The sequence below is a fragment of the Paenibacillus sp. cl130 genome, from assembly GCF_900116035.1.
Classification (GTDB): Bacteria; Bacillota; Bacilli; order Paenibacillales; family Paenibacillaceae; genus Paenibacillus; species Paenibacillus polymyxa_B.
In genome coordinates, this window is the sequence record NZ_FOYG01000003.1 from 597,866 (window position 1) to 617,150 (window position 19,285).

The 19,285-nt window shown below is 45.6% G+C and carries 15 protein-coding genes; 2 read left to right on the forward strand and 13 right to left on the reverse strand.

What is annotated here, in order from left to right:
• Positions 1–116: 116 nt before the first annotated feature.
• The 6 genes from rbsB to BM358_RS11810 are packed head-to-tail and all read right to left on the reverse strand — an operon-like array spanning position 117 to position 5,889.
• A complete protein-coding gene (rbsB, locus tag BM358_RS11785; protein WP_023988925.1) occupies positions 117–1,037 on the reverse strand; it encodes a ribose ABC transporter substrate-binding protein RbsB in 921 nt (306 codons plus the stop codon).
• A gap of 34 nt (positions 1,038–1,071) precedes the next feature.
• Complete coding sequence (rbsC, locus tag BM358_RS11790) at positions 1,072–2,040, reverse strand: ABC transporter permease subunit (protein ID WP_013310465.1); 969 nt, start codon at positions 2,038–2,040, stop codon at positions 1,072–1,074.
• 1 nt (position 2,041) lies between these two features.
• The gene (locus tag BM358_RS11795; RefSeq protein ID WP_023988927.1) at positions 2,042–3,523 is read right to left on the reverse strand and encodes a sugar ABC transporter ATP-binding protein; all 1,482 of its coding nucleotides are present in this window, start codon (positions 3,521–3,523) and stop codon (positions 2,042–2,044) included.
• A 30-nt stretch (positions 3,524–3,553) separates the two neighbouring features.
• Positions 3,554–3,988, reverse strand: coding sequence for a D-ribose pyranase (gene rbsD / locus BM358_RS11800; protein WP_023988928.1), 435 nt, complete (start codon positions 3,986–3,988; stop codon positions 3,554–3,556).
• 1 nt (position 3,989) lies between these two features.
• Positions 3,990–4,868, reverse strand: coding sequence for a ribokinase (gene rbsK, locus BM358_RS11805; protein ID WP_028541681.1), 879 nt, complete (start codon positions 4,866–4,868; stop codon positions 3,990–3,992).
• Positions 4,861–5,889, reverse strand: coding sequence for a LacI family DNA-binding transcriptional regulator (locus tag BM358_RS11810; protein WP_028541682.1), 1,029 nt, complete (start codon positions 5,887–5,889; stop codon positions 4,861–4,863). The genes rbsK and BM358_RS11810 overlap by 8 nt, the downstream gene beginning before the upstream one ends.
• 212 nt (positions 5,890–6,101) lie before the next feature.
• On the opposite strand from BM358_RS11810, the gene BM358_RS11815 reads away from it, so the two are divergent.
• The gene (locus tag BM358_RS11815; protein WP_028541683.1) at positions 6,102–6,830 is read left to right on the forward strand and encodes a DsbA family oxidoreductase; all 729 of its coding nucleotides are present in this window, start codon (positions 6,102–6,104) and stop codon (positions 6,828–6,830) included.
• A gap of 94 nt (positions 6,831–6,924) precedes the next feature.
• Here the strand turns inward: BM358_RS11815 and BM358_RS11820 are convergent, their stop codons facing one another.
• Together BM358_RS11820 and BM358_RS11825 are read right to left on the reverse strand one after the other, a co-directional pair.
• Positions 6,925–7,713: an SDR family oxidoreductase gene (locus BM358_RS11820; RefSeq protein WP_028541684.1), complete on the reverse strand. Its 789-nt coding sequence runs from the start codon at positions 7,711–7,713 to the stop codon at positions 6,925–6,927.
• 188 nt (positions 7,714–7,901) lie between these two features.
• Positions 7,902–8,906 carry a copper amine oxidase N-terminal domain-containing protein gene (locus BM358_RS11825; protein ID WP_028541685.1) on the reverse strand — a complete coding sequence of 335 codons (1,005 nt, stop codon included), beginning with the start codon at positions 8,904–8,906 and terminating at the stop codon, positions 7,902–7,904.
• 250 nt (positions 8,907–9,156) lie between these two features.
• On the opposite strand from BM358_RS11825, the gene BM358_RS11830 reads away from it, so the two are divergent.
• A complete protein-coding gene (locus tag BM358_RS11830; protein ID WP_028541686.1) occupies positions 9,157–10,074 on the forward strand; it encodes an AEC family transporter in 918 nt (305 codons plus the stop codon).
• 341 nt (positions 10,075–10,415) lie between these two features.
• On the opposite strand, the gene BM358_RS11835 is transcribed toward BM358_RS11830, so the two are convergent.
• The 5 genes from BM358_RS11835 to BM358_RS11855 all read right to left on the reverse strand — a co-directional run bounded on the left by BM358_RS11835 (position 10,416) and on the right by BM358_RS11855 (position 19,275).
• Positions 10,416–13,487 (reverse strand): X2-like carbohydrate binding domain-containing protein, encoded by a 3,072-nt coding sequence (locus BM358_RS11835; RefSeq protein WP_028541687.1) that lies wholly within the window; start codon positions 13,485–13,487, stop codon positions 10,416–10,418.
• A 469-nt stretch (positions 13,488–13,956) separates the two neighbouring features.
• Positions 13,957–15,129 carry a M20 metallopeptidase family protein gene (locus BM358_RS11840; protein ID WP_028541688.1) on the reverse strand — a complete coding sequence of 391 codons (1,173 nt, stop codon included), beginning with the start codon at positions 15,127–15,129 and terminating at the stop codon, positions 13,957–13,959.
• Between the two features lie 114 nt (positions 15,130–15,243).
• Positions 15,244–17,376, reverse strand: coding sequence for an ABC transporter ATP-binding protein (locus BM358_RS11845; RefSeq protein WP_028541689.1), 2,133 nt, complete (start codon positions 17,374–17,376; stop codon positions 15,244–15,246).
• A 45-nt stretch (positions 17,377–17,421) separates the two neighbouring features.
• Positions 17,422–18,318, reverse strand: a complete 897-nt coding sequence (locus BM358_RS11850; RefSeq protein WP_023988939.1) for an ABC transporter permease — start codon at positions 18,316–18,318, stop codon at positions 17,422–17,424.
• A 30-nt stretch (positions 18,319–18,348) separates the two neighbouring features.
• Positions 18,349–19,275: an ABC transporter permease gene (locus BM358_RS11855; protein ID WP_028541690.1), complete on the reverse strand. Its 927-nt coding sequence runs from the start codon at positions 19,273–19,275 to the stop codon at positions 18,349–18,351.
• Between the last annotated feature and the right edge of the window lie 10 nt (positions 19,276–19,285).

Below are 19,285 nucleotides of genomic sequence, written 5' to 3' on the forward strand. Positions count from 1 at the left end.
ATTAAAAACTTCCATTTATGTGGTATGTATCATCATCGTAGATTAGTCAAAAAAAGGACTGATGCGTATGTTTTGCATCAGTCCGAAGACTTAATATGTCGGGTCAAGTACCCATTTTATTTCGATTGGTCCACCAACTCCAGCTTAGCAGGAATTGATGTTTTCACGGTTTTACCTTGAAGTACATCCTTGGCTGCCTGCACCGCCAATTGTCCAATAAGCTCGGGTTGCTGAGCTACAGTGGCTGTCAGTTTCCCTTCCTTAATTGATTTAAGCGCATCCTCGTTACCGTCAAAACCAATGACTGGAATGTTCTTACCTGAGCTTTGGATTGCTTCGATCGCACCCAACGCCATTTCATCATTGTGGGCAAATACAGCCTGTACGTCCGGGTTTCCTTGCAGCAGATTTTCCATCACGTTCAAACCTTTGGTCCGATCAAAATCGGCCGATTGTTTTGCTATGACTTTCAGATCCTTATCTGCTACTTCATGGAAGCCTTTCCCACGTTCACGGGTAGCGGATGCTCCTGGAACACCTTCCAGCTCAATCACTTTGGCACCTTTTCCAACTTGATCAATCACATATCTGGCAGCCATTCGTCCTCCCTCTACGTTGTCTGAAGCGACGAGTGCTTTTACGTCTCCTTTGTCAGCAGAACGATCCAGTGTAATAACCGGGATGTTCAATGCATTCGCTGATTGTACCACAGTGGAGATGGCCGACGAATCTGTCGGATTAATGAGTAACGCGTTTACTCCCTGTTGAATCAGATCATCCACGTCATTACTTTGTTTCGCCGAATCATTTTGTGCATCCACAACAATGACCTGCATTCCTTGTTTTTTGGCCTCTGCCACAACTCCGTCTTTGAGAGAGACGAAGAATGGATTGTTCAGCGTTGAGATCGACAAGCCGATTTTAATGTCCTTCAGGTTCGCGGCCGCTTTAGGTTTGGCCCATTCGGGCGGTTCCAAGGAACACCCTGTCATGAGCAGGAGCAGCAAGGCAGTCATGATTAATATAAGCTTTTTCATATTTATGTGTCTCCTTCTACGCAGATTAGGTGTATTATGCGGATTTTTTACGGTCAATCAATACAGCAATAGCGATGACTATCCCTTTTACGACCATTTGATAAAAAGAGTTAACCCCCAGCAAGTTCAAGCCATTGTTTAGTGTACCGATGATAAGCACACCAATTAACGTACCTACGATTCGTCCGCGTCCTCCCGAGAGGCTTGTTCCACCTAATACGACAGCCGCAATGGCATCCAGTTCATAAGAAGTACCCGCTGTCGGTTGTGCCGAGTTCAAACGTGAGGTCAAGATAGCACCCGCCAACGCGGAAAGCATTCCAGCCAGAGAGTAAATCCAAATTTTCACACGCGGTACTTTAATACCGGATACAATCGAAGCCTTCTCGTTACCACCGATGGCATACGTTTTGCGTCCGAATGGTGTTTTATGCAAAATGATCCATAGGACAGCAAAGGTAATGAGCATCGTAATCGCTGGAACCGGAATACCGAACTGATAGCCACGACCGAACAATTGAAATACCAGACTGTCTCCGAGTCCTGTAATAGGGTTACCGTTGGTATAAACGAGTGTTAATCCTCTGAAAATGGTCATGGTTGCTAGTGTAGCGATGAACGGAGCCATTTTACCTTTCGTAATCATCAAGCCGTTGACCATGCCCATCACGCCACCCAATGCACAACCGATGATAATCGCCAAAATAGGATCGAACCCGGCCAGCATCATATTTGCGACAAACGCACTGGATAGTGCTAATATGGAGCCGACTGACAAATCAATTCCGCCTGTGAGAATAACGAAGGTCATACCGAACGCAATTAACGCATTAATGGATACCTGGCGCAATAAATTCAAAATATTAAGCGGTTCCAAAAAGCTGGGATTTAAGACCGATACGATAATTACCAAAATAATGAGTCCCAACAACGGGCCAAGCTTCTGTGTGATTTGTGACATTTGAAAGCCTTTGCTGCTTTTTGATTCATTCATAGTTGTCATATTACTGTCCTCCTGTAGCTAGCGTCATAATATTTTCTTGTGTGGCTTCTTCCCTGCTCAGCTCTCCGCTGATCTTTCCCTCGTGCACCACGACAATACGATCGCTCATGCCGAGTACCTCAGGGAGTTCCGAGGATACCATGATAATCGCGACTCCACGTTCGGTCAGCTCGTTCATCAACTGGTAGATTTCCCGCTTGGCTCCCACATCCACACCTCTCGTCGGTTCGTCAAGAATGAGCACATTTGGACCAATACCTACCCATTTGGCAATAACCACCTTTTGCTGATTACCACCTGACAAACTGCGAACCGTTGTTTCGCCCGATTGGGTTTTAATTTGTAAGCGCTTAATTAAAGTGTTAACAAAATCTAGCTCTTTTTTACCTGAAATAAATCCTTTTGAAGTAAAGCTGAACAGATTTGGCAGCACCATATTTTCCCGGATGGAAAAGTCCAGCACCAAGCCCTCATCTTTTCGATCTTCTGTAATGAAGCCAATCCCTAGTTTCACCGCATCATCCGGCTTACGAATAGACACTTTTTTTCCACGCACATGAATCTCACCACGATCCAAAGCATCCAGTCCAAATAACGCCCGCATGATCTCGGTCCGTCCCGAGCCCATTAAGCCTGAAAAACCTACAATTTCCCCAGATCGTACAGTGAAATTCACATTTTCAAATAACCCTTTATGCGAAGCATTTTTGACCTCCAGCACCACTTCTCCCAAAGCAGGCGTTCTTACCGGGTAGCGTTCAGTCAGCTCTCTACCCACCATTTTCCGTACAACTTCATCAAAATGCGTATCGGGAATCGCCTGAGTATCCACCGTTTTCCCGTCACGCATGATGGTAATCCGATCACAGATCGCGAATATCTCCTCCATCCGATGTGAAATATACACAATCGAAACACCATCTTTTTTCAAGGAAGTAATAACCTCGAACAGCTTCTGAATTTCTCGTTCGGTTAAGGCGGCTGTCGGCTCATCCATCACGATAACTTTAGCATCCGTCATGAGTGCTTTGGCAATTTCAATCATCTGCTGTTGACCCACTGAACAATCGCCTGCTTCACCGTTCAATGGAAGATTTACCGAAAGCTTGCTGAATTGTTCATTTGCTAGCGCTTTCATTTTGGAGCTGTCTAGTAAGCCCCACTTGGATGTCATTTCCTTGCCGATAAATAGATTTTCCAGCACGGTCATCTCCGGCCACACATTCAGTTCCTGGTGAATAAAAGCAATTCCTTTTTGCTCCGCTTCTTTGGGGTCGGCAAAATAGGTTTCCTGACCGTCAATGATGATCGTTCCCTCATCTCGCCGATGCAGTCCGATTAAAATATTCATCAGCGTTGATTTGCCTGCACCATTCTCACCCATGAGGGCATGTACTTCTCCTTCACGAAGATCAAAGTCAACACCACTCAGTACCTGATTGGTTCCAAAGGCTTTGTGAATTCCTTTCATTTGAATCTGCATGCTGTACCCTCCTTTTTATTCAACATTGATTTATCCAAAATGAACTCCTGCCTGCAAAATACAATTGGCAAACGGCTTAGCCTCTCCTGTACGAATGACCGCCTTCGCATACCGGGTCAGCTCCTTGAATTGTTCATGAGGGCAAAACTCAATGACGGCTGCCTGCTTATTAAGCTGTGGCTGTTCTAATTGTTCCCCTGCAAAGGTGCGCATAATATACTGTAATGCTTGTTCATTTTCTTGTTTAATTTCTTCGGCCAGCATTACTTTTTCGATCACCATATCTGCTGCAATGACATCAACGACGTCCTGAAAGGATGGAACCCCCAATTTAAGGGCCAAATCAATTTTGGTAACGCCTTCAGGAACAGGTAAGCCAGCATCAGCCACGACAATATAGTCTGTGTGGCCGAGATCCGACAGTATTCTGGATATATGACTGTTTAGGATTCCATGTTTCTTCATATTATATTTGCTCCTCCACTTCACGTCGGGTTGGCATTCCACCTTGGGCTCCAAATTTGGTTACGGACAATGACGCAGCACGATTAGCAAATTTCACACTGTCTGCCAACGAATTTCCTTCAGCCAATGCCACTGCAAAAGCAGCGTTAAACGTATCTCCTGCACCTGTTGTATCAACGGCTTCTACTTTATAAGTAGGAACCACGACTTCCTGTTCTCCGTCGAAGAATCGTACACCGTTGCTGCCCTCAGTCACAAACAGCTTGTTGGGATATTTGCGCAACGCTTCTTGCAGGCTCATATCCTTAAACATAATGGCAGCTTCATGCTCGTTTGGCGTAATGTAGGTCGCATTCGCAATTACGCTTTCTTCCACTTCACGGGCCGGGGCTGGATTCAGCAACAAGGGTACCTGGTACTTCGCACAAATTTCGCTTACATAAACAACCGTTTCCGACGGTATTTCCTGTTGAATTAACACAATATCCGAACTTCGAATGACGTCAAGTGCTTCTTCCACATAGGCGGGTGTCACTTCATTATTTGCTGCTTTTACCACGACAATACTGTTATCACCTTCAGCGAGTACAATATGCGCTGTACCGCTTTCCATATGTGTAACCGGTTTCACATAGGCAGTATAAACATGATTTTCTTCAAAATTACGTAAAATCTGTTCTCCAAAATGGTCATCCCCTACACGTCCAATCATCGTAACGTCCGCTCCGAGTCGTGCTGCGGCTACTGCCTGATTGGCTCCTTTACCTCCAGGTACGGTTGTAAAGCTTTCACCCAATACCGTTTCACCAGCACCGGGACGTTTGGACGAAGTAACTACGAGATCCATAGAACTGCTTCCGATAATCGAAATTTTAGCCATCATAATCCACCTTTCTCGTCGTTTCCCGTTCTATAAATTTGACGGGCAATTGTATGCTTGAATAGGTAAGTACTTTCGAATGAAGATTAGGTACGCTTGACTTCGTTACTTGCGACTGCTCAATCAACTGAATGAGTAGCCCTGCTGCTTCCCAGCCCATTTCATAAGCAGGCTGTCGGATCGTTGACAAAGGCGGGAATAACAAACTACTTAATGGTATATCATCAAACCCGATTATTTGAACATCATCCGGGATTTTCTTTCCTAATCTATGTGCCTCATGCATCACCGCTGTAGCCACGATATCGTTACTTGCGATAACTCCGTCTGTATCCGGGTACTTGCTAAACAGCTCTTTGGCCCACGACTCGGCCTCCTTGAACGAAAAGGAAGTTGTCTCGACCACATGGTAAGCAGTTCCGGATTGCTGAAGCTCTTCAACCGCCCCGCGAAAACGGTCTTGTGCTGGACGAATATGTGCAGGGCCCTGCATGACTGTAATTTGTTTGCTGCCGCGGGCAACCATTTCTTGAGCAGCCAAGCAACCGCCATGGGCTCCATCTGCATATACGGAGAGGCTGTCACTGGAAGTTCGATCGAGAAAAACGACCGGGATCTTCAGTTTGGCATAACAATCGGCATCGGGATCATTGGTAGAAGAAATAACACCAACGACATTATTTTGAACAAAAGTATCCATGTAATCCAATTCTTTTTGGCGATCTTCATCACTATTACCGAAAATAATCCGAAAATCATTTTCCTGCATTCGATCCTCCACCCCACGAGCTAACAAGGGAAAGTAAGGGTTCGTAATATCCGGCAGCAGCAGGCCGATTAATCTGGATTTCTTTTTATACAAAGAACGTGCAACTTCATTAGGCTTGTAATTTAACTGCTTCACTGCAGCCTCTACCTTTCGCCGTGTATCCTCATGTACATATCCAGTTTCATTAATAACTCTGGATACGGTCGCTACGGAAACACCTGCAAAGCTGGCGACTTCTTTAATTGTTGTCATAGTGTAGGTTCAACTCCAATGTGTAACCGGTTACACATATAAAATATCACAGCATTAATTTTTTGACAAGCATTAATTATTTGCACGTTGAATGCTTTAGCTTTATAATTCTTATTGTAACTAATGAAGTTCCACCTTAATACACATTCTAAAGGGGGGAGCACCACTCCCAGTTACTCAATAAAATACGTATACATGGAGGCTTTTTCCTTATGAATATCGAAGTTTGGTCTGATTATATGTGTCCATTCTGTTATATCGGCAAACGCCGTTTGGAGCAAGTATTACAGCAATTCCCACATCGCAATGAGGTGCAATTGACATTCAAGAGTTTCGAATTGAACCCGAATGCTGTGAGAGATAGTGGTAAAACGATCAATGAAGAACTATCAGCTAAATATGGGGTCAGTCTGCAAGAGGCTCAGGCTATGAATGATCGAATGAACGAAAACGCACGCTCTGCGGGTCTTGATTATAATATTCATGCCATGGTGCCGACGAACTCTCTTGATGCTCACCGCTTAACACTTTGGGCTCAAACACAAGGCAAAATGCTGGAACTGAGCGAGCGTTTATTCCAAGCTGTTTTCATCGAAGGCAAGCATACAGGGGATCATGAAGTGCTGGTAGCGGTGGCTACTGAGGTTGGTTTGGATCAAAAGGAAGCGGCTGCTATATTAGCCAGTGATCGTTTTACCGACGAAGTTAGAGCTGATGAAGCCGAAGGCGCTGAGTTAGGTGTTCAGGGTGTGCCATTCTTTGTATTTGATCGAAAATTTGCTGTTTCTGGTGCCCAGCCGGAGGAAGTATTTCATGATGCGCTTCAAAAAGCATGGGATGAACGCTCACCTTTCACCATGATAAGCGGCAGCTCGTCCAAACAAGATGCAGGTGGTTTATGTACCGATGAGGGTTGTGAGCTTCCAGGCCGTGAGGGCTGAACAGTCCGTGAATGAAGATTTTCTACTTCCTAAATAAATTTTAAAAAAGCGTGCCAGCACTCAATTAAACCTGAGGCTGGCACGCATCTTTATTTTATAACGATTTAATCATTCCGCCATCCACAAGGATGGTACTCCCTGTCAAATAGGATGAAGCTGAAGACGCCAGAAAAGCAACAACTTTACCGAACTCTTCAGGCTCTCCATACCGTCCCAATGGAATGCCCTCTTCTGCTTGTTTGCGAACCTGATCCGTCGTTTGCTGGGTTTTCTCAGCTCGATGCTCGTCCAAGCTACGCACGCGATCAGTTGCAATTCTCCCCGGTGCTACAGTATGTACCAGAATATTATGAGGAGCTAATTCCAGAGACAATGTTTTTGCCAATCCAGCAACTCCAGTACGCAGCGTATTTGAAATGATTAACCCCGGAATTGGCTGCTTAACTGAGGAAGAAGCAATATTTAAAATCCTACCGCTTTGTTGTTTTTTCATATATGGTAACACTTCACGGATCAACCGGATATGACTAAGTAAATTTTGTTCAAAGGCCTGCATCCACACTTCATCTGTAAAATCATCAAAGGTACCGGCAGGAGGCCCACCCGCATTGTTAACCAAAATATCTACGGTGCCAAACAAATCAGCTGTACGGCGGATGGCCTGGGAGATATGTTCTGGTTTTGTTACATCGCAAACTACATATTCAACGCGGCCACTCGCTGTTTCCAGTAATTCCGCCTGCGTCCGCTGAAGCTCTGCTTCGTTCCGTCCTGAAATGACGACATTCGCACCCTCGCGTGCCAGCTCTCGTGCGCTTGCCTTGCCGAGTCCTTTACTGGAACCTGCAACAAAGGCTGTTTTTCCCTTTAATCCTAAATCCATCTATGACACTCCCTTTTCTAAGCGTTCTCTATTTAATTGTACACATGACCAGCACATAATGCGAATAGCTTGGTAGTATTATGAAGGCTATCTATCTTCTCACCATTAAAAAGAATACGAAATCATTAATTGCAAGGTAAAACAAAAAGGCCTGACAGTTAGTCAGGGCCCTTTTTGTTTACAGCACGTTAAGATGTTGATGCAGGTGTTGTTGTTGTCTGCTCGTATACAACAACGGACTGGCTCTCAGGCTCCCATTTTACATTTGTCCCCAAGGCCTCTCCGATTACCCTTACAGGTACCATTGTCGTCCCATCCACTATGGATGCTGGCTGCTCGATAGAATACGGCTGACCGTTAATATATGCTTTTGGACTGTTAACAAATAATTTGACGGACACGCCGTTACGGGTGACAGTAACAGCCTTTTCTTTCGGATCCCAGGAAACCTTTGCATCCAAAGCTTCGGAAGCTGTTCTAAACGGAACAAGTGTGGTCCCATTGCGGTTAATCGGTTTGGCATCGTATTTTTCACCATTCACGAACAGCTTCATACCCGACGGCCGTCCGGCCTTCTTCGAGAATTCACCCAGCTTTTTGTAGCTGTCCAGATCGGACACATTAGCCAGTACCACCTCCTCCTGCATGTAAACGGCATCAGTCACATTTCCGTTTTCAGCCAGTAGCTCAGCTGCCTCAGTCAGTGCTTTACCAGAATTCCGAATCAATTCAAGTTCAGCAACCTGCTCCGGAGTCAAACGGTTTGGGTATTTCGTAAGCAGCAGATTCGCAATAACCGCTCCTGCCGGCTTATCCTTCGTATTTTCTACCGCGTGAAGCAGACCCTTATAACCGTTGCGTCCCTTGTGACCATTATGGTCTTTGGACTCCTCGTATGTATCATCTGTTACTGCAACAGGTTCGGTTTTTCTGATTTCTGCGTGTTTGTCTTTTTTTCTGTTTTCATCCTTTTTCCCGGATGCTTTGTCCTTTTGTTTTTTGGACTGATCATTGTCTGAGTCATGGGGATTGATTAGCTCTTCCCCGCTCTTTTCATTCCCGTCTTTAACAGACGTCTTTGCTTCCTGTTTGTCCTCCTGATCATTTCCGCGTCCCTGCTTGGCTTCAGCGGTTCCCGCTGCCAATCCCAAGACCAGTATACACGCTAGTAAGGCTGTCCAAGTGTTTCTCATGATGCGATTCCTCCTTATAGTAAAGACCGGGCTCAAATGTCCCTAGATGTATTAACGGCTTCTCTAAGCTGATTTTTTATCTTTTCTTATCTAATGTGTGAGACACTACTATAGCTGCAGTCCATATTGTCAAAATCACTATAAAATTTTATTATACGCCTAACCTATTTACACAGTATAATGAGAATTACACATGCATTTTTAAGAATCAGCCTTTACATTCGCATAATAGAAAGAAGATGAAACAGACATGTTCGGCACCATTCTTTTGGACGTTGTTTTACCTATTTTTGTACTTATCGGTTTTGGTTGTATCATGCAATATTATTTTCGACTGGATTTGTATACCTTAGCTAAAATCAATTTTTACTATATCACCCCCGCAGTTGTGTTTACAGGTCTTTATAACTCGGAAATTTCTTTAATGCTCATGGGTGAGGTTTCACTTTTTTATGCCTTGTACATAGCTATTCTGTACGTAATCAGCACTATCGTCGCCAGATCTCTGAAATACAGCCCCGGAATGCGTGGAGCTTTTACAAATAGTGTAATGCTAGATAATTCAGGAAATTATGGTCTGCCAATCAATCAGCTGGTGTTTAAAGGTGACCCGTTGGCCATTTCCGTTCAAGCTCTGATTATGACCTTTCAAAGCTTTGTCACTTTTACATACGGCACTTTTGTTGTGCAAAACGGCAAGGCCAATACTCGAAAAATATTAATTAACTTTTTTAAAATGCCTGTTCCCTATGCGCTTGCGCTAGGTTTGCTCCTTAATCTGCTGCATAGTCCGTTGCCTAATTTACTGGCTGAACCTTTGAATTATATTAGTCAGTCGATGGTTGCTGTGGCTCTGCTTACTTTGGGAGCACAAATTGTGCAATATCCCTTTCGTTTGCGCCGGACAGCCGTGTACATTAGTATGGTACTACGTCTGATTGCTGGTCCAATGGTCGGTTTTATGCTCGTCTTGCTGCTGGGTCTTAAGGGGATTCCGGCTCAAGCCTTGCTCATTGCATCGGGTATGCCTACCGGCGTTAATACAAGTATTTTAGCGGAAGAATATAAAAATGAACCCGATTTTGCCGCACAAACAGTATTACTTTCTACGATTGTGAATGTCATTACGATGACACTGTTAATTTCAGCATCTCGGCATCTTGTTTGAGGTGTATGATAAATATAAAAAATGGATTAGAGACGCTTTTTGTCTAAGGACAGGAGCGTTTCTTTTTTGAGATAAAAGAACATATGTTCCCGTAAGTATTTCTTTTTTTCTACTTAAAGTGGTGTGTTTGTTTTGTGGAGATCGTATGCGAGAAAGAGTTTTGTTTCTATTATGAATTTTTCATATAATGAAATAATTATATTATTTGAATCTCTATTAGTTGCTGTTTTCAACTTGTCGTTGCTTTTTCCCCAAAAAAAGAATGCGGGACAATAAGGTCGTCAAAAATAAAGCCAGCTCACTCATTAGAGTGGCTGACTTAGGATTATCCTTATTAAGGTTTAGGGCTCAATTCCCCATTGCTTGCTTCCAGACAGGTAAGCGGTTATTTTAGCAGAATCTTGTAAACTGTTTGCTGTGGGATTAAATGAATAATCATCGGTTTGTGTGTAACTGCTCCAGTCCTCTTTGGATATCCGGGTTTGTAACTCCACACTTTGACCGGGTTCTAAAGAACCCGCAGCCGATTTAAACCCGATTTCTGCATAAGAATCTGCCCCTGGCTTCGCATTGGATAATGTTTTGAAGCTAGCAATCACATTCCCTGTACCGACGCTCGACCAATCCGTGAAGAAATTTTGTACTTTCTCCCCGTTAATGGTGTAATAATAACGCAATGTCACGTCTGCTAGGGAAATTGATGAGGTTCCCATATTGGTTATTTTAAATTTAGAACTGATTGTATTGCTTGTGGCGGATACATTCCCATTGAAGGTTTGCACCTTCAGAACGCCCTCGCCTGTTCCCGGCTCACTTGGCGTATCCCCTTTCACCGTAATCGTAAACAACACATCATTACCTGTACTAAAATGGAAGTTTAGTGCTGTCTCTCCTTTAGGAAGTTTAGATAAATACTTGTTGGTAAGAACGACTGTTTCTTCACTAAGCGTATAATCTTCACCTTTGTTCAACACCACACTCCCCTGCTTGATAGCTTCTAACGTATTGCCGTTAAGTGTTAGCTTGACAGTAAGATCCGTATTGCTGTTATTCAATCCATAGGTTGCAGTCGTTGGTGTAATACTTGCTTGCCCGGTAGATGGCTGATCACCACCCACACGATCTGCCACCAGAATGCCACGGCCATTCGTTCCCAGATAAGCACGTCCATAAACCCGAGGGTCCCCAATAATTTTGGTCACTCGAGCATATTGATGCTTGTCGTCATTAATGCGCGCCCAGTTTGCGCCAGCATCGTCCGAACGGTAAAATCCACGTGTACCATCAATTTTACCAACGATAAATACCGCTGCATTCGTACGGTTCGGCGCTGCCTTACCAAAGCCTACAAAATCCGCTTCCTGCACATTATCGAGTTTGGTGAATGTAACACCTGAATCCTTGGAATGCCATAAGCCGTATGGTCCTCCATCCTCGGAGCCTCCGGCGAACCACACATCTCCTTCTGCTCCTCGTACAGCATCAATATCAGCATTGCCTGCTGTCGGTAAGCCAGTTGCCGCTGATGGCGTAAAGGATACGCCTCCATTGGTGCTCACATATATTTTCCCGGAGGCAAATGCGTAATATTTATTAGGGTTCACTCGGTCAGAGACGATCTTTGCATTCGCTGGAATCCCTGTGCTTGCTGTCCATGAGTTGCCGCCAGTTTTGGAGTAGAACACACCTTTGTCTGATGTACTCCACAGCAAGCCATTACCATCTGCTGCTACGGCGATGCTGCCTCCTCCTGCTGTACCGGAAGGCTCGCTATTTGCTTTATACCAGTTGGCTCCTCCATCATTGGAAAAACCGATGGATTTGGCATTTGGATCTTTTTTATAATCCGCTTTACCTACTCGGGCCATAAAAGAAGGATTCAGCTCGGCATAATCAATGCTTTCGCTGCTTGTAAAGGTCGGATTATCCAGCATTTTAGCTGGAGCCTTGAATAAATCGTCATGTCTGAATCCAGAGACATCACCTACTGCGCTCACCAAAGGCGCGCCGGTTGGAGGGCTCACCAGATCCAAAATTGCCGTTTCCTCTACCCCTTTAGCGGCTACTGAAATATCCAGCTTTCCGCCTTTATCCCAATTGGTCAGATTTTTAGAGCCATAAATCGTAGCTCCGGTGCCGTACAACATATGGTCTGAATTAAATGGATCTATCTCCAGATCTCCAATCATCCACCCCAGCTTGGGCGATACTTCCGGTGGTGCAGGGTTGGCATTGAAAGTCAGCCAAGGCGCACCGCTTATATCCAGATTGTATTTCAGCTTACGAGACGGATAACCATCAAATTCCCAAATAGGACTCCAAGTTGCCCCACTATCAGTGCTGCGATAAATCGTTTCATCCGGCCACCAGGCATTCAACGTAGCAACCATGAGTGTACCTGGCTTCTGGGCATCCACCGTCAGTCCACCATATCCAAAATGATTGTCCGCACTACTGCTACCTATGGGGCTAATGTTAGTCCATTGCCCGCTTGCTGTATTCAATTTCCACAGTTCACCCTTTGATCCATCATATGGACCTGCTCCATCGCTATAAGAAATATATAGATTGCCGTCCGGTGATAACACACCGTGATGTGGCAAATAGCCTGTAGGCTGTCCCGCTATAGCAGACCAGGTTGTCCCGCCATCTGTACTGCGATAGACACTTTGCTTTTTATCTGCAACACCTACATAGATCGTCTGCGTTGCTTTACTGGAAGAGCCTGTTTTTTTGTCAAAGGTGATCCACGCTAAACCGACAATGTCGCTGGTATATTCATTGGAAGGGTCCTGTACATACGTCCCTGGATTCGGGAAACTGCTTACCTTGCTCCAAGTTGCTCCAAAATCAGAGCTTTTCCATAGTCCATTACCACTTCGAGCTCCAAAGAACAAAATATTATTTTTATTTGGATCAATCGTCAGACGTTCACCCATTGAACGCCCCGGCATATTGCCCCCCACCTTAAAAGGAAGCTTGGTTGTCTGCCACGTATTGCCCCTGTCGATGGAACGCATAATTTGCCCGTTTTGTTTATCCCATGAATTAGTATACGTACCTGTAGCTATATATACACGATTCGGATCAACAGAATCAGTCGCTAGTGCATCGACACCATTTTTGTTCCAATCCTCCCAGCCCACAGAATCCGTCAGCGGAATCCAACTCTCATTGGCAGCATTCCAGCGGTAAGCTCCTCCAATATCTGTACGGGCATAGATCAGGTCTTTTTCCGTTTCATTAAAAATAATGCCAGGTACAAAACCACCTCCTCCACCCGTAACCACACTTTTCCAACTGTAATCGTCACTTGGAGCAGCATGAGTCGGCGCTATCATTCCTGTCCAGGAAGCACCCGCTACCACAAGCGCCAAACAAGCAATTCTCAACCTGTTTTTTGCCTTAGTCAATGAATTCAACCTCCTTCTTCATTATCAATTGAATATGCGAGTCATTTTGAGATAAAAGTAATCAGCCGATTCTGAATTCGTCCCTATCGTTATCGTTGCTTCTCACAAATATGACAAGTGTATTCTTGGCTCACCCCCATTCAACCAATATATACGGTGCAATACTCGTTTTGTTAGCGCTTACATGGGTGTCTTGCTCAATAGATTCGTCATCTTTTTCTCATTTCCTTGTGCGAAAAATCAAGATAATGCAACATTATCTCCTGCTCCGCAGCTTATAATAGGAGGCTTGGACTTACCTCAGAGTTAACACCTTTTATTTATTTCTATTATGAATTTTTCATATAATGAATTAATTACTTGATTTTCATTCTTTATGGGTGTCAAAATACTTTGATTTACAACAAAAAACCGCGCTATGCGCGGTTCCAGCTTCGTTAATATGTCCTCAGTCATAAACATATGCCTATTATTGCAAGTATTCAAGCGCCAGTGCTAAAAAAATATGCCCTGAGACGAGCAATGCTCGCTCATCAAAATCAAAGTGAGGATGGTGATGAGCAAAATGCGTTCGTTCATCCTCATTGCGTGCACCCACATGAATGAAGGCTCCCGGTCGTTGCTCCAAATAATAAGCAAAATCCTCTGCTCCCATGACCGGCTTCAAATCCAAAAAAGCGTCTGCTCCATACAGTCTGCCGATGAGCTCGCGTACACGTTCCGTTTCGGCTTCGGCATTCACCAAAGAAGGATAGCCATTCAGATAGTCAATTTCGTATCCGGCATGATAAGCCTCAGTCAACCCCTTGACGATACTGCGAATTTCATTCTCGACTTCCTTACGCACTTCCTTATTAAACGTACGTACGGTGCCTTCAATTTTAGCCTTATCTGCAATCACATTAAAGGCAGTTCCAGCTTGAAATACCCCAATCGTTAACACTGCTGATTCAATAGGGTCCACCCTGCGACTAACCACCTGCTGCAACCCGTTCACAATTTGACTGCCGATAACAATAGAGTCCACCGTCTGATGCGGTCGTGCGCCATGCCCGCCTTTACCGTTGATCTGGATCGTAAACGCGTCGACAGCCGCCATCGCAGGCCCACTCTTTAATCCAATTTTACCAAAAGGAATTTCAGATGCGAGGTGAATACCATATACCGCCTCTACCCCATCCAGACAGCCATCCTCAATCATAAACTTGGCTCCGCCAGGCGGTTTTTCTTCCGCATGTTGAAAAATAAACACAAGCTTTCCCTTCAGCGCCTCACGGTTATGGCTCAACACGCGTGCCACTCCAAGTAACGCAGCCGTGTGACCATCATGTCCGCAGGCATGCATAACACCCGGAACGGTCGATTTATAAGACACATCCTTTTCATCCTGAATGGGAAGTGCATCAAAATCAGCACGAAATGCAATCGTTCTACCTGGCTGACCGCCTTCTAAAAACCCGAGCACACCGTTTCCACCCACATTCGTTCTTACCTCAATACCAAAAGAGCGCAATTGATCGGCGATAAATGCAGACGTATTCGTTTCTTCAAAAGACAGCTCGGGATGCTGATGTAGATGTCTTCTCCACGCAATCAGCTCTTGTTCATCATCTTTTAATTCCTGAACCCATTTATCTAGCATAATACCCTCTTTTCCTATTGAATTTATATACTTCTATCCTTATATTACCATGAACGGCCTGTAGAATGTAGCTCTCTTATCATGCCGATAGCAGATCAAAGGAAGGGGTTGAACCTAGGCCGGGTAATGACAAGCGGCATAATGTCCTGTGCTAATCGCTGTCAGCTCAGGTGCTTCCTCACGACAACGCGAGGTCGCTAGTGGACAGCGGGTATGAAAACGACAGCCGGATGGCGGCTTCGCAGGCGAAGGAATCTCACCTTGTACCGTAATTAGCTCCCGACGGTTTTTCGGATTTGGATTAGGTATCGAGGCAACAAGCCCCCGGGTATACGGATGGGCAGGATGCCTGAACAACTCGTCACTTGGCGCAATTTCTACAAGTTTCCCCAAGTACATAACCCCTATCCGATCTGAAATATGGCGGACAATGTGCAATCCGTGTGCAATAAACAAATAGGTTGTATCCAGCTTACGCTGTAAGTCCTGAAGCAGATTGACAATTTGTGACTGAACGGAAACATCCAAAGCCGACACTGCCTCATCCGCCAAAATAAACTGCGGTTGCAGAGCAATTGCACGGGCTATCCCGATTCGCTGCCGCTGTCCTCCCGAAAATTCATGCGGAAACCGAGTAACCAGCGAAGGTGATAATCCAACAGCGCTCAGGAGTTCTTCCACCCGTTCCTGCTTTGCCTTGCCATACAACCCTTCATGAACCGCAAGCGGCTCCCCTATGATATCTCCCACATTCCACCGTGGATCAAGTGATCCGTAGGGGTCTTGAAAAATCATCTGCATATCACGGCGAACGGATCGCAACTCAGAATTTCCTAAACGTGTCAGCTCCCGATCCTGGAACCATACCTGCCCTGAGGTCGGACGTTCCAGCTGCATCAGCAGCCGGCCTAAAGTAGACTTACCGCTGCCGGATTCTCCGACCAATCCAAAGGTTTCGCCCTGCCGGATTGAGAACGATACATCATCCACCGCCCGGATCGAAGCACCCGTCCGACCGGGAAAGCTTTTTTTCACCGGATAATACTTGCGAATTCCATCCACTCTAAACAAGTCCTGCTTGTTCTGGACGGTTTCCGTGATAGTCTCATTGGATTTAGGGGAGTTCTTTACCTGTACGCCATGACTGCTCACCTTAGCCCCATCAACAGCAGATACGTTCGTCAATTCTTCCTTTACTTCGGTTGCCTTTGCAACAGCATCTGCCGTGATCTGCCCTTTCACCGATAGCTCTGTAATATGCCACTCGTCGGACGCAGCCAATTGCTCCGAATGCCAGCAAGCTACCTCGCGTTCATCCTTGGCTACCAGCGGTGGCGCTTCGTTTTTGCATTGATCTGTCGCATGCGGGCAACGCGGGTGAAACAAGCAGCCGGAAGGCAATGCACTCAGGCTCGGAATTGCCCCCGGGATCGAAAACAGCTTGCTGCTGCGATCTGTATCCAGTGTTGCCACCGAACGAAGTAACCCTCTAGTGTAAGGGTGCAATGGCAGCTCGAACAGTTCTTCCGTTACTGCTTGCTCCACAACTCGACCGGCATACATCACAACAATTCGATCCGCAACCTCTGCGGCAATACCCAAATCATGCGTAATCAACAGAATCGACATGTTGAATTCTGTCTTTAATTCCTGAAGCAATTGCAAAATTTGTGACTGAATCGTTACATCCAGCGCCGTCGTTGGTTCATCCGCTATTAGCAGCTCAGGGCCACATGAAAGTGCCATTGCAATCATCGCCCGTTGCAGCATCCCACCGGACAGCTCTCCGGGGTACTGCTTCATACGAATTTCTGGTTCAGGAATCCCTACCCTGTTCAGCAAATGAACCGCATGAGCCCATGCTTGCTTTCGTGTCTTCCGGTCATGCTCCATGATGATTTCTATCAGCTGATACCCGATAGTGTACACCGGATCAAACGCCGACATCGGCTCCTGAAATACCATCGCCATCTTTTTACCACGAAGTGAGCGTAATTCCTGCTGTGACAAAACGGTCAAATCTATGCCCTGCAACCGTATTTGTCCTTGGGCAATTCGTCCGTTCTCATAATCGATTAGCCGCATAATCGCCTTGGAGGTAATCGTTTTTCCGCTGCCAGATTCACCGACGAGGCAGACCGTTTCTCCCGCCCTGATCGTCAGTGATACGTTGTCGAGTGCTTGCAGCAAACCTTTTTTAGTATGAAAATCGACCGACAAATGTTCAATCTCCAGCAATGATGACAAACGAACTCCCTCCTTCTATAGCACTTAAGAATAGGCTTCCTGATGCTAGTTTGCGTTCTTTTTCGGGTCCAACTGGTCTCTCAGCTTGTCGCCCAAAATATTGACTGACAACACAAACAACGTAATGGCTAGGCCAGGAAAGGTACATATCCACCAAGCTACTGTCAAATATCCTCGTCCTTGAGACAATACTGTTCCCCAATCTGGAATTTCCTTTACCGTGCCAAGTCCCAGAAAGCTTAATCCCGATCCGGCCAAAATAGCGCTACCGATGCCAAGCGTCGCCATCACGAGCAAAGGGGACAAGGAATTAGGAAGCACATGACGCCAAAAGATGCCGAAAGGTGTAACTCCGATGGAACGCGAAGCAATGACGTAAGAACGTCCTTTTATACTCATGATTTGGCCTCGCATAACTCTTGCATAACCGGGGACAGCAGATATGGCTACCGCCAGCACAATATTGAACAAGCTTGGGCCAAGAGCCGCCGCAATCGCCAAAGCCAGCAGAATTCCGGGAATAGTCATCAAAATATCAATAAATCGCATCAGTATCGAATCCACTGTACCGCCAATGTAACCTGAGAGCGCACCAATAATTCCACCCACCAGACCGCCGACGAGTACCGACATGAAGCCAATAAACAGAGAATCCCGACTTCCGTGAACAACCAGACTGAATACATCCCGCCCAAAATAGTCCGTTCCGAACCAGTGAGAAGCACTTGGGCCTTGTAAAATATGGTCGCTTAACATTTCTGTGGGTGCATAAGAAGCAATCCATTGTGGAAACGCCGCACAGACGATTACGAACACAATAATCAGTCCCGCCGCATAAACGAACCCATCCGACACTCCACCGAGCCGCCACCTTCCAGTTTGCCGAGCTACCCGCAGCTTTCTTTCCTTCCAAATTGTTTTGGCAGCCATTGTTTCTCTCAACCGACTTCCTCCTCCCTGAATCCTTCCGGCTTACGCCGAGCGTCTAACCCTTGGATCAATGAACGTATACGATATATCCACCAGCAGATTTACGATCACATACATGATGGCAGAGAACAATACAACTCCCTGCACAACTGGCAAGTCTTTAGCCATAATTGCGTCCGCAATTAAACGCCCAATGCCTTGCCGTGAAAATACCGTCTCACTCACAACTGCTCCGGCCAGCATTTCTCCCATCAGCATCCCGATCATCGTTATCGCTGGAATCAACGCATTGCGTAGCGCATGGCGATACATAATAACCTTCTCAGACAAACCCTTGGAACGGAGCGTTACGATGAACTGCTCATTAATGACTTCCAGCATACTGTTACGCACCATTCTGACAATGAACCCTGCACCGACAATGCCCAAAGTGAGAGACGGAAGCACAAGAGTTTTCCAACCGTCCGAGCCCATAGCAGGCAGCCATCCCAAGTGAATGGAGAAAATAAGCAACAGCAGAATGCCTGACCAGAATGTGGGCATAGAAATGCCGAACAATCCAACGATTCGAGCGATGATATCAATCGGTTTATCCCGATGAATGGCCGACAGCACTCCAAGCAGGACACCAATAATGACCGAAATAGCAGAACCGGCAAGCGTCAGCGCCAGTGTAGGCGGGAGATTGACCCATATTTTAGGCAGCACCGGATCAGCATTGAGCAGTGATTTTCCAAAATCACCTTGTAGCAGATTTCCGAAATAGTTCAAAAACTGAACATGAAAAGGCTGATCCACTCCCAGCTTATGACGCAAATTGGCGATCATCTCTGGCGTGGCCGTTGAAGGGTCAAAAATCGAATCCACCGGGTCCCCCGGGAGCAGATACAAAATGCTGAATACTAAAATGCAGGAACCCAGAATGACCAACAAAGAAGTAACCAGTCTTTCTGCAACAGCTCTGATCATAGCCCACACT